The 12,434-nt window shown below is 42.7% G+C and carries 8 protein-coding genes and 1 pseudogene; 4 read left to right on the top strand and 5 right to left on the bottom strand.

The window, feature by feature from the left end; all coding sequences use genetic code 11:
• Nucleotides 1-229: 229 nt before the first annotated feature.
• The 4 genes from lon to glnA form a co-directional block, all read right to left on the bottom strand.
• Entirely contained in the window at nt 230-2,602 is a 2,373-nt protein-coding gene (lon, locus tag BM122_RS05740) for an endopeptidase La (protein ID WP_074904411.1), read from the bottom strand.
• An 822-nt stretch (nt 2,603-3,424) separates the two neighbouring features.
• Nucleotides 3,425-3,856, bottom strand: a complete 432-nt coding sequence (locus BM122_RS05750) for a DUF4124 domain-containing protein (RefSeq protein ID WP_074904412.1) — start codon at nt 3,854-3,856, stop codon at nt 3,425-3,427.
• Nucleotides 3,857-3,884: 28 nt separating this feature from the next.
• The gene (locus BM122_RS05755; protein ID WP_177198058.1) at nt 3,885-4,376 is read right to left on the bottom strand and encodes a DUF4124 domain-containing protein; all 492 of its coding nucleotides are present in this window, start codon (nt 4,374-4,376) and stop codon (nt 3,885-3,887) included.
• 94 nt (nt 4,377-4,470) lie between these two features.
• Entirely contained in the window at nt 4,471-5,880 is a 1,410-nt protein-coding gene (glnA, locus tag BM122_RS05760; RefSeq protein WP_074904415.1) for a type I glutamate--ammonia ligase, read from the bottom strand.
• A gap of 880 nt (nt 5,881-6,760) precedes the next feature.
• On the opposite strand from glnA, the gene BM122_RS05765 reads away from it, so the two are divergent.
• From BM122_RS05765 to BM122_RS05780, 4 genes and pseudogenes are all read left to right on the top strand, one after another.
• Nucleotides 6,761-7,156 carry an RNA-binding S4 domain-containing protein gene (locus tag BM122_RS05765; RefSeq protein WP_083398354.1) on the top strand — a complete coding sequence of 132 codons (396 nt, stop codon included), beginning with the start codon at nt 6,761-6,763 and terminating at the stop codon, nt 7,154-7,156.
• A 60-nt stretch (nt 7,157-7,216) separates the two neighbouring features.
• A complete protein-coding gene (locus BM122_RS24860) occupies nt 7,217-7,429 on the top strand; it encodes a DEAD/DEAH box helicase (RefSeq protein WP_256211908.1) in 213 nt (70 codons plus the stop codon).
• A gap of 862 nt (nt 7,430-8,291) precedes the next feature.
• Nucleotides 8,292-9,092, top strand: a pseudogene (locus tag BM122_RS05775) (IS982 family transposase).
• Between the two features lie 417 nt (nt 9,093-9,509).
• Nucleotides 9,510-10,760: a porin gene (locus BM122_RS05780; protein WP_074904418.1), complete on the top strand. Its 1,251-nt coding sequence runs from the start codon at nt 9,510-9,512 to the stop codon at nt 10,758-10,760.
• A gap of 136 nt (nt 10,761-10,896) precedes the next feature.
• Here the strand turns inward: BM122_RS05780 and BM122_RS05785 are convergent, their stop codons facing one another.
• Complete coding sequence (locus BM122_RS05785) at nt 10,897-12,390, bottom strand: helicase HerA-like domain-containing protein (protein ID WP_074904420.1); 1,494 nt, start codon at nt 12,388-12,390, stop codon at nt 10,897-10,899.
• Between the last annotated feature and the right edge of the window lie 44 nt (nt 12,391-12,434).

Raw genomic sequence — 12,434 nt, forward strand, 5'->3', positions numbered from 1 at the left:
ATTTTTTACCCACTCATCAAGTGTTTTCTGAGTTAAGGTTTTATCCGATTTTTGCTTAGCTTTGGCAATGCAATACGGATTGCACGCCTCTCTTCCTTCGCTTAAGCCATTAAATATTGCCAATGTCAATGGCTTTCAGTCGAACTGACCACGATAAATTTTACATAACTGACGAGTAATGTGTCCAAGGCATAAATTGCCTCCATTCAAACTAGAATCAGCTTCAGGTTCAAACAAGTTTAAATTCTGGCACAGTGGAATAGTTCGGCTGACATAATGCTGCCTGAACCGCGTCATCAACTGTTTCCAAATAAATATACTGCATAGCTGATTTTGCTGTTTCTGGCACATCACGCAAATCTTTCTGATTACGTACCGGCAGGAGTACTGTTTGCAAACCTGCTCTTTGTGCAGCAAGCACCTTCTCCTTGATACCCCCAACGGGCAACACCAATCCACGCAAGCTAATTTCACCTGTCATCGCAACTTCATGATGTACCGGTCGATTGGTAAACAATGAAGCAAGCGCAATAAACATTGCTACTCCCGCACTCGGCCCATCCTTTGGAATAGCTCCTGCCGGGACATGTAAGTGCACATCAATCCCTTCAAACATTGATACAGGAATATTCAGTTCATTAGCGCGTGCTTTTACCAGCGTTAGTGCTGCTTGGGCACTTTCCTTCATGACATCTCCAAGCTGCCCTGTCAGAATTAGCCGCCCGCTCCCACTCACCCGCGTAGCTTCAATAAACAGGATATCCCCCCCTACTGGTGTCCATGCCAAGCCAGTAGCTACGCCTGGTAAACTGGTGCGTGCAGCAGTTTCATGTTCATATTTAGCCGGCCCGAGTATGGTATCCAGATCAGATGCATCAACCCGCACTTGAAGTTGCGCATCTTCTGCAATGCGCAAAGCAGTATAACGCATGATTCGGCCAATCTCACGCTCGAGCTGGCGTACTCCTGCTTCGCGCGTATAGTTGGCAATGAGGCTATCCAGCGCTGCAACTGTCAGCTCACATTGATCTGCGTGCAAACCATTGGCTTCTTGCTGGCGATGTAACAAATAGCGTAACGCGATTTGAAGCTTTTCCTCCCGTGTGTAACCGGGCAGATCAATAATCTCCATGCGGTCACGTACCGGTGGAGAAACCTGATCGATAACATTGGCAGTAGCAATAAAAATCACGCGACTTAAATCAAATGGAACGCCAAGATAATTGTCCCGGAAAGTTGAGTTTTGCTCTGGATCCAGGATTTCAAGCAGTGCTGCCGCTGGATCTCCGTGTATGCTCACTGTCATCTTATCGATTTCATCGAGCATCATTACACAATTGCGTGTACCTGCCTTACGTATGCCCTGCACGATATTACCTGGCATTGCTCCCACATAAGTACGCCGATGACCACGCATTTCTGCTTCATCATGAATACCTCCGAGCGACACTCGAACGAACGATCGCTGCAAAGCACGGGCAATACTTTGACCGAGCGAAGTTTTTCCCACCCCAGGCGGGCCCACAAAGCAAAGAATGGGTGCTCGACCGTGCGGTTTTAATTTTTGAACTGCCAGAAACTCGATTATACGTTGCTTGACACGATCCAACCCAAAATGATCAGCTTCTAAAATTTCACGAGCAACATTGAGATCAATCGGGGCTCCTTCCGGTAATCGCCAAGGTAACTCAGTCATCCATTCCAGATAAGTATGAAGCATTGAGTATTCGCTTGAGGCAGTTGGCATACGCTGCAACCGATTGAGCTCTTTGCGAGTCTGCACTTCGATCTCAGGAGGCATACCCGCTTTTGTGATAGCTTCATCGAGTTGGGCAATTTCCTGGCCATGATCTCCATCTTCACCCAATTCTTTCTGAATCGCTTTTAATTGCTCCCGCAATAAAAACTTGCGTTCGCGATCTTCCATTTGCTCCTTGGTGCGCTCGCTAATTTCTCTCGATAACCTTAATACCTCAATCCGGTGTGACAAAAGTTTAAGCACTTTTTGTAATCGCTCTTCGATATCAATCGTTTCGAGCAGCATTTGCTTTTCACTGATTTCTGTATCAAGCAAGCTGGCTATAATGTCGGCAAGTTGTGCAGGCGCACGAGTCGTCTGCAGAGCATGCCCAAGCTCTGCAGGGATTCCTGGTAAAAACGACAAAATTTCAGTTGCGCGCTCGCGCAGTTGCACAGCGAGTGCTTCAGTTTGAGTAGATGGTTGAGAAATTTCTTCGATACGGCTAATTCGAGCAGCTAGAAAAGGATAGTCCTCAATTAATTCCTCGATCTGGAAACGTTCTATTCCCTGACACACAATATGCTGCGTACCATCTGCCGCAGAAATATGTCGTACAATCTTAGCAATAGTACCAACCAGACATAGATCATTTAATCCAGGATTATCCACTGAAGCATCTCGTTGTAATACGATACCGATCGGAGAATTTGTCTGCATTGCAAACTCGATTGTGGCGATTGACTTATCGCGCCCGACAGCAATTGGCATGAGAACATGTGGAAATAACACCACGTTGCGCATGGGGATCAGCGCAATAACATTATCAGGTAATTCGAGTTTTAATTCGGCTGACTGCTCCATGATCGGTTTCTCCATGAATGAGTGGTTCTAATCTGGATTAACAAACATCCGATTGCACCATTCTTTCCGCATCTTAATAAAATGTACTGAATGCCCTTTATGTTATCAATTACACCTAGAATATATTGACAACCATTGAGCCAGCCAAATTCCCGTAATGAGTAAAAATTACCGTTTAATGGTCACATTTTCATTTTGATTTGAAAATGAAATTACAAGGAGGAAGATAATAAGGAGCAGAATTCATAGCCATCTGTGCACATTTTTCGCAAAAGCAACCTATTCAGTCTCAAACTTAGCAATCAACGCTTGTCCTCCGGGATAGTCTGAAAACGATTCATCTGCTAATAAATAAAGATAGGTAAGCCTGCAAAGGAAACTATATTCGACAGTAACAACGCCCATAATAAAAGTAAGCAGCAAAAAAACCAACATACATTGGATTTCGGCCCATTTTGTAGACACCCCTCGTTATGACCAACGATGCTTTACTCGGCTGCAACGGATTAACGGTTGTTCCTGTGCTACTCTGAACGCTATAGCACCTGCCAGAATTAACGCAATGCCGGTAAAACCAGCAACAGCGGCCAAGGATGACTTACCCAGGAATAACTAGCCCTAACTGAGGGACAAGAACTGCAACGAACCACATAATGAGCGCTATAAGGGCCATTATGATGATGGGTGGAATTTTGAGTTCAAACGCTTTCATAGACTTTGATCTGGTATCATTTCAAAATAGAAAACTATCGAATCAAAAATAAACGAAGCAATACCAAAAAGGTCGCCCCTATCTTTAAGCGTTATCCATCTATACGATTCTTAAAATTCTTGTTTTAAATTATAAAGCTCAATTTCAAGCGCTTCGATACTCTCTTCGTAAAGAGCGATGTCTTCAATGATTTGGTACAACCGGTCCTGATCACTCAGTTGGCTCAGATTTTTATCAGAAGAATTTCGATGAGCTGTCTCAGTCATAGAGGCTTGTTTTACCTCTTCATTGCTCTTTTTATCGATAGCTTTATTGGACTCGGGCAAAGACGCACCTTTTTTTATAGCTAAACTTGCTAGTCCATGACGACCTGCTGGTAATACTATTATTTCGGGCAAATCAATCTCGTTAGCATCCCTTATTTTAGTATCAGAATAGAAGGTATGACCGTCTTGATTTACATGCTTGTATATTCCTGACTGAGCCATACACAGAAAGCTATAAGTAGAAAGCAACATTAATAATATGTTTGCAATTTTCATGAAATAATCATCTAGGATCGCTCAATAGTTAGCGATTTCCTAGCTCAGCTCGTAGTGCCATGATATTTCTTTCATGTAAGCTAATTTGTTTACGTAGCTTATTTATATTTTCATTTTCAGAAACATCGGTATCAGGCAACAATTGGGTATTATGATTCGCAGCTGACCTCATATTTTTGATAGCTTCATTTAAAGCTTGCTGTATCTCTACCAAGTGTTTTGTTTCTGAAGCCAATTCACTCTCAAGAATTTGACGACGATTAATATCTCGTTTTTTCTGCTGACTATCCGTTACTTTTGGGAAACCTCCTATAGTCAAAGGCGCCTTTGTCATAGCTTTGGCGACTACTCTGGTCTCTGATGAGCTAGTCTGGAGCTTCTGTCCGCCTTTAACTGGTGTATTGGTATAGGTTATATGACCATTTTCATCTACAAGTTTATAAATACCTGCTACTGCATGAGTCATAATAGTGAATAAAGCTGCTAACACTGAAGCAATAGCAAAATTTTTTTGCCACATAGCCATCTCCCGACTAAAAAAATAAAATTAATTAAATTTTCAATCAAAAGAAGCTAAGGCAATAAACTAATAAACGCCTTAAATTCGACTTTTATTACAAACTATAGTACATTGAGAACTCAACAGGATGCGTATTAATCCGATAAAGCATCGCTTCTTCCATCTTTAATGTAATGTATGCATCAATCATATCATTGGAGAATACACCACCTCGAGTTAGAAATTCACGGTCCTTGTCCAGATTGTCCAGCGCCTCCTCTAAGGAATTACAAGTACCCGGAACTTTGGATGCTTCTTCGGGAGGAAGATCATAGAGATTTTTATCCATGGGATCGCCAGGATGAATTTTATTCTGAATACCATCAAGCCCAGCCATCAACAATGCGGTAAATGCTAGATAGGGGTTGGCGATTGGATCAGGAAAACGGATTTCAATACGTCGTTGCTTAGGATTGCTGGCATGAGGAATACGCACTGCAGCAGAACGATTACTAGCAGAATATGCAATATTAACAGGCGCTTCAAAACCAGCAACGAGTCTTTTGTACGAATTGGTGCCTGGATTGGTAATCGCATTCAGTGCCTTTGCATGCTTGATAACCCCACCAATATAATATAGCGCTGTTTCAGACATTCCAGCATAACCATTTCCAGAGAACAAATTCTTTCCATCTTTCCAAATTGATTGATGAACATGCATACCAGAACCATTATCACCCACGATAGGTTTTGGCATAAATGTAGCTGTTTTACCATAGGAATGGGCCACATTGTGCACAACGTATTTGAGCATCTGATTCCAGTCTGCACGCTTGACTAAACTATTAAATCGGGTACCAATTTCACATTGGCCAGCGTTGGCAACTTCATGATGATGAACCTCAACACTGATGCCCATCTCTTCCAGAACGAGACACATCGCAGAACGAATATCATGGAGCGAATCAACTGGTGGAACGGGAAAGTATCCGCCTTTGACGGTAGGTCGATGTCCAATATTGCCATTTTCATATTTCTTCTTCGAACTCCAGGCAGCTTCCTCTGATTCGATTTCCAGAAAACACCCTGCCATATTAGTATGCCAACGTACAGAATCAAAAATAAAAAACTCGAGCTCTGGGCCAAAATAAGCAATATCACCGATACCTGTAGATTTAAGGTAGACTTCACCACGCTTTGCTAATGAACGGGGATCACGGATATAACCTTGCCCGTCAGAAGGATCAACCACATCACAGGCAAGGAACAAAGTCGCTTCATCCATAAACGGATCCATCGTAGCTGTGTCAGGATCAGGCATGAGTAACATATCCGAAGCATGAATTCCCTTCCAACCCCCAATAGAAGAGCCATCAAATGCATGCCCATCCTCAAATTTGTCTGCAGTAAAAGCATGAGCAGGAACGGTTACATGATGTTCCTTGCCATTAGTATCAGTAAAACGTAGATCAACAAATTTAACTTCATGGTCTTGAATTTTCTTTAAAACATCAGCTACCGCCATTTTAATCTCCAGAGAGGCATTATAGTTTTGTAAAGCTATAAAAAAATCGTGTAAGTATATGTAGCGTGAAATTGGAAATAAAAACACTATACTTTTGATACGTAACAAACAACAGATCCCTATAGTCATTAAGTTTACTGCTTAAAATCATACTCATAAATATTATTCTGGAATATTTATATCATGCAGGATATTAGCAATGGAAAATCCAGCATAGACTTTTAATCAGCAAGCCACAAGCATTCGGTCAGCAATTCAAATTATTTATTAATTATATAATAATCCTGTAATTTTGCCTTCTTTACCACTTGCTATTCAAAGATTGCTACCCTATCTTTATTTATGCTCACTAGGGTATCTATTTATACGGCATATCAGCATAGAACTAAGGCCAGAACTTAATTATTTGCAGTTGGAAAGCGGTATTGATGTTCATCATCCCATCAGGCCATGCGCAAGAAAAATCAGCAGTTTTACTGGATTGGGAAAGTACAAATAGAAATGCTTATGGTGCTTTTGTTGTTTGGTGCTGGCTTAAGCCTTGCAACTGCAATTGAATAAAACAGGTATGGTGAAATGGTTAAGTGTCAGTGTATTAAATCCAAACAATCTGGAGTGGATATTTTCATGCCGGGATTGGTTGCATTTGCTTTTTTTGACAAAATTTACTCACAATACTGCTACTATTGGAACTTTATTGCCTAGATGCGGTGTACTAGTGACTACCTATATATAGCAACTACAGCGTCGAACGCAATCGTATATATCCTGGGTTGTAGCCATTTCCTACTTGATAGATGCCGGCTTAAAGCTCAATCTGATCTTATTGTGCAGGTACTTTTCAGATAATCATCAATCAATTGATTGATATAACAAAACAATGATGCCACAACGCGATGTCGAAAAATTCCGCATTGATAAATGGCTGTATGCTGCACGCTTTTTTAAGACGCGCTCTTTAGCGGCAGAGGCAATAGAAAGCGGGAAAGTCCACATTAATGGTGCACGGGTCAAACCAGCCAAGACTGTAGCAATAGGTGACATGCTCACTATTCGGATTGCGCATTATCAATACGAAATCAAAGTACTAGCATTATCCAATAAACGAGGGTCGGCATCAGAGGCGCAACAACTCTATCAGGAGACAGATGCAAGCCGTAAAGCACGCGAAGTGCTGGCTGAGCAAATTAAAATTCAGCCACAACAATTTTATACCAAAGGCAGACCCACCAAACGTGACCGGCGTGAAATAGATCGTTTCAAAAACCGGCAATAGCATTTACGCATAAATCACTTGGTTAATTCAATTTTGGTTAAGTTAGCGGAATTTTTCAAAGTGAGGTCTCGTGCGCTTACCATCCTTAAGGAAATTTTCAGCTATAGTAACTTCCGCGGTCAACAAGCTGAAATCATCACCCATGTTACCAGTGGACATGATTGTATGATATTAATGCCAACAGGCAGAGGCAAGTCGTTGTGCTACCAGATTCCAGCACTTACGCGCAATGAGGTCGCAGTCATCTTTTCATCGTTAATCGCACTGATGTAGACTCAAGTAGTCACTTTGTGCAAAAGAAGGATGAGAGCAGCGTATCTGAATTCTTCTCTCTTCCAATTGGAGACCTCTAACGCCGAGCGTAATCTGCTGGTAGGTGCATATGATCTACTATACCTCGCACTTAAAAGATTACTTATTCCATTTCCAAACCAAAACCGACTTTGTCGGCTTCACCTTACCGTATTATCTATACTGTCTGTGGCTCACCTTCGCGTCATTTTTGATTTGAAAATAGAATAACTACTGCTTGTCGCGCCCTATAAGAAGGAAAACAAATTATTCATTTGCGCCTTTCTTTCAAACACAAACCGAGCACTTCAGCTTGCATTACGCACGACTCTATTTTGCCAAACTTTCAGAATTTTGGAAATGATCGTAATAAGCTGCTAAAAGCAAGATTAATGAAACCATGGAAAAAAACAAATTATCCTAAAAACTGCTATTGGCCGGGATGGAGTGTATGGTGATCCAGATACGAGAGAAGGTTCGATAAAGTTGCAGAGCCGCCCCTTGCAATGAAGAGCAACGTCGTATTCGCACTCAGAAAGTAACATTTATGCACCTCGTAACGGCCTCACTTTCTGCTTTCTGGTGAATGAATAAAATTTAAAAAATACCTCTATATGTCATGAGATGAACTCTTCACTCAAGCGCTCAACTACGGTTCTCAGCTTTAAACAAATGGCATAATCGAAACTAAAGTCCAGCCCTACCTACTTATTGGCTATACATGAATATGGGATTACTAAGAGTAACGTGAGTTCGGGATAAGAAAAGCAGTAAAAAGGAATCTGAATTCCTTATGATGAAGCTATTCGGAAAAGGATTTCATCATGATAGGAGGCAAGTTCCGATAGATACTATAGCGTTTTTTTGTACGGTTAACGACTTTTGTAAAGAGTTTGAGCCGTGCTGGGATCAGCGCTTGTCGGGGTCATCGCTGAAACGGCGCCGGTGACGAGGAGAGCTGTTTCTAAGTGAAGTCATGGCAATCATGGTGGGGTTTCATCTGTCCGGTTACCGGACGTTTTAGCACTATTATTTGGGTGAGGTGTTGAGACATCAGCGGTCTTATTTTCCAAGGTGAGTGAGCTACCATCGCTTTGTTGAGCTATTGCAAGATAGCCTGACGCCCTTGTGCTACTTTCTGATTAGCCGCTTAGGGCAATGCAGTGGAATCGACTTCATTGATTCGACCAAGATCAGCGTATGCCACAATCACCGCATTGGGTCGCATAAAGTGATGGCAGAGTTTGCTGCCCGGAAAAGACCAACTTGGGTTGGTTTTATGGGTTCAAACTGCATTTGGTCATCAATAACCAAGGAGGATGGCTGGTAGTAAAAAATCACCTCGGGCAATGTCCACGATTGTGATTTCCTATCGGACTTGGCACACTCTTTGTTTGGGAAACTCTTTGGTGATCGGGGCTATATCTCGCAGCCGCTGTTTGACAAACTCCTGTGACGTAAACGCTCAATTATTGAAACCGTCAATGACCCATTGAAAAACATCTCGCAAATCGAACATTCCCGCCATTGCAGCCCATTTAACTTCTTTGTTAATCTGATAGCCGGGCTGGTGGTTTACACGTTCCGTAAGAAGAAACCCTCGCTTAATATCAGACTGCCTCAAGCTCTCCCAGCTGTAGTGTGATGATTCTTATGTCGAACTCACGTTAAGAATATATTTTATCGAAGAGAAATACATCTTGTAATATGAAGAAACCCTTGTAGGTTTTTTAAAATTCACTGTTATTGCTTAGATTGATGGTTTAATTTTTATATTGGATCATGGTACTACTTGGTGCAGTAAACGAGGAAATAAAGTTGTTTTTAAATATTTTTTAGAACAATTTTACAAAATAATTTCTATGTTGCATAAAAGCAACATAATGTTGCTTAAAATCGAAAATTTAATTGTTTTTTGTTGCGCCCCTAATTTATGTTGGGCACAATTTACCTAACCTTTCCAGTTCGGAAGGTCTGGATAATAAAAGTTAGATAAAAACAAAGTTTGATAGATTTTAAGCATGACAATCCCCGTCTTTTTAATTTTTAAGGAGAGTCTCACATGAAAAAGAAACTAATTGCGCTGGGAGTAGCTGGTGCGTTGGCAGCTCCACTGATGGCCTCAGCACAAGGCACCCATGTTACCATTTTTGGTCGAGTGCAAGCTGAGTATGCCACAGTTGATACCAAGGGCAATGGCGCTCAAACAGGCGTACTTGATGATGCAGCCCAATCACGCTGGGGTCTGCAAGTAGCAGAAGATCTTGGAATGGGCTTCAGAGCAATGGGCCGCGTAGAGTTCTCTTTTAACCCTGGTTCCGGCAGATCTGATAGCGCTCGTGAACAATGGGTCGGTCTTGGCAGCAATCAGTGGGGTGAAGTGAAATTTGGTCGAGTTCAATCACCCTTCAAGGATTTTGCCGGCGGTCATACGATTGATCCTTTTGCCTACACCAGCCTCCATGCTAATGGTAGCGGTGGTCTGATGGTTGCCTCACAAAATGGTTTAGGATCAGGTGACAATAGCTTCGTCAACAGTGCAGCACGCTATGATTCGCCCGTAGTTGAAGGCTTCTCTATGTCAGCCATGTTGATGCCGGGTGATGCCAGAAAATTGGATCCATCCAGATCGGATCCAACCTCACCAGGATTTACTCCGGGCGCTCTTGATCCACTCGCTAATGGTCAAGCATTCGCCGGTGCCAATTCCGGTGGTGAAGATGGTGAATGGGACTTCCAGGTTGCAGGTAAATATAGTAACCAGTTCGATGCACTCGGTCTCGACATCTTTGGTGGTTATTCACGCGACAATGTCAGCAATCGAATGAAAAGTTTAGGCGGCGTACTCAATGACGAAGAAATCTGGCGTGGTGGTGCACTGATTTCTTTTGCCGATCTGCGTATCCGAGGCCAATATGAATATGTTAACAATGCTAATCCGTTAGGCGGTGCTGCTACCTGTACTACCGCTGCTGCTTTCGGAAATGCTATCGGCTCACTGAGCCTTGATGGCCGCGGGCAATGTAACTCCGCCATGAATGCCAATGGCGATGGTTATCTCTGGTTCGCAGGTATCGATTATTCAATTGGCAATACCATGCTTATCGCACAAGGGGGTATGGCTCATGCCTACAGCCTTAGTGGGGGAGCTGGCTCAAAAGATGTGGAAAACATTACAGCAGGTGTCATTCATAGCCTGAGCAGACGCTCCAGCCTGTTTGGTGGTTATCAGCGTGCCTGGGTAGATGACAAGAATCTTCCCACAAATGCAGACCGTAATGTTTACTCAGTAGGTCTACGCCACGACTTCTGAACCAGTCTATAGCAAAACAAAAAGGGCATCGGTAGATGCCCTTTTTTATTCTAAGAAAACAATTACAGCGGAAAAATATATTACCGGGATCTTAATCCGTTTAAAAGTTCTCCATCACACAAGACATATTTTGCAATCAGCGGCGGTTCTTACCCAGTATAGAGCCAAGTATTCCTCGCATGATCTGCCGACCGATCTCAGTACCTACGGTTCGGGCAGCACTTCTCGCTATCGATTCTATGATTCCCTGAGGTTGGCGTCCAGAACGTTTGCTAACTTCTTTCTTGCCGAGTATGTCACGCCAGTCAAATCCAGGATCGCTTTCAGGCTGCATTTCTTTACCAGTTTTCTTTTCGGCTTGATCTTTCAGAATTTCATAGGCTGACTCACGATCAATAACATCCTCATAGTATCCAAAAATGCCTGAAGTACGAATTATTTTCTGTCGCTCCTGATCCGTTACAGGGCCGAGACGACTCATGGGTGGAAAAATTTTGCCTATTTCAACTGGCTGAGGGCGTCCTTTCTCATCCAAAAAAGAAATCAAGGCATCGCCTACTGCCAGCTCTGTAATTGCCGCTTCGACATTGATTTGCGGGTTCGGACGGAATGTTTGTGCAGCCGATTTGACCGCTTTTTGATCTTTAGGAGTAAATGCCCGCAATGCATGCTGAACACGATTCCCAAGCTGCCCAAGTATGACATCAGGAATATCCAGTGGATTCTGACTAACAAAATAAATACCCACTGCTTTCGAGCGAATTAATCGCACCACCTGCTCGATTTTGTTTAACAATACTCTAGGCGCATCATTAAATAATAAATGGGCTTCATCGAAAAAAAATACCAACTTGGGTTTATCCAAATCTCCCACCTCAGGGAGATTCTCATATAACTCTGAAAGCAGCCAGAGCAATAAAGTGGCATAAAGACGTGGCGTATTATGCAGAGTCTCGGCTGACAAAATATTGATCACTCCTCTTCCATCTGCATTCGTTTGCAAGAGGTCTGCAAAATTCAGCATTGGCTCTCCAAAGAGATGCTCGCCTCCTTCATGCTCCAATTGCAATAATCCTCGCTGGATCGCACCCACAGATGCGGCTGAGATGTTGCCATATTGAGCTACAAGCTTTTGAGCATTCTGCGAAGCATACTGCAACATAGCACGCAAATCCTTCAGATCGAGTAATAACCAACCCTGATCATCCGCAACTTTAAAGACCGCTGTTAATACCCCAGTTTGGGTATCATTGAGGTTAAGTATGCGCGCAAGTAGCACAGGTCCCACATCTGAAATCGTAGCGCGCAAGGGATGCCCTTTCTGACCAAAAACATCCCAATAAATCACTGGATTGTCAGCATATTCGATGGATGCTAAACCGAGCTCCTTCGCTCGCGCTTCTACTTTTATGTTACCTCCGCCAGGCTGACTCAGTCCTGATAGATCTCCTTTGATATCCGCCATGAACACAGGAATACCTACGCGGGAGAATTGTTCTGCCAGAACCTGTAAAGTCACCGTCTTACCTGTGCCAGTCGCCCCAGCAATAAGACCATGCCGATTAGCCATTGGAAGCAAAAGATCAAGTGTCGAGCTTCTCGACTGCGCTATGATTAATCTATCGCTCATATTTTAAAATTAAGTTTGAATTAAAAATCAATTTCCTCTTCTCT

It is taken from the genome of Nitrosomonas communis, assembly GCF_900114745.1.
GTDB classification, from domain to species: Bacteria; Pseudomonadota; Gammaproteobacteria; order Burkholderiales; family Nitrosomonadaceae; genus Nitrosomonas; species Nitrosomonas communis_A.

Coding starts and splice junctions, on each gene's coding strand:
- lon (WP_074904411.1), bottom strand. CDS start 2,602: ATGGAGCAGTCAGCCGAATTAAAACTCGAATTACCTGATAATGTTATT.
- BM122_RS05785 (WP_074904420.1), bottom strand. CDS start 12,390: ATGAGCGATAGATTAATCATAGCGCAGTCGAGAAGCTCGACACTTGAT.
- glnA (WP_074904415.1), bottom strand. CDS start 5,880: ATGGCGGTAGCTGATGTTTTAAAGAAAATTCAAGACCATGAAGTTAAA.
- BM122_RS05780 (WP_074904418.1), top strand. CDS start 9,510: ATGAAAAAGAAACTAATTGCGCTGGGAGTAGCTGGTGCGTTGGCAGCT.
- BM122_RS05765 (WP_083398354.1), top strand. CDS start 6,761: ATGATGCCACAACGCGATGTCGAAAAATTCCGCATTGATAAATGGCTG.
- BM122_RS05755 (WP_177198058.1), bottom strand. CDS start 4,376: ATGTGGCAAAAAAATTTTGCTATTGCTTCAGTGTTAGCAGCTTTATTC.
- BM122_RS05750 (WP_074904412.1), bottom strand. CDS start 3,856: ATGAAAATTGCAAACATATTATTAATGTTGCTTTCTACTTATAGCTTT.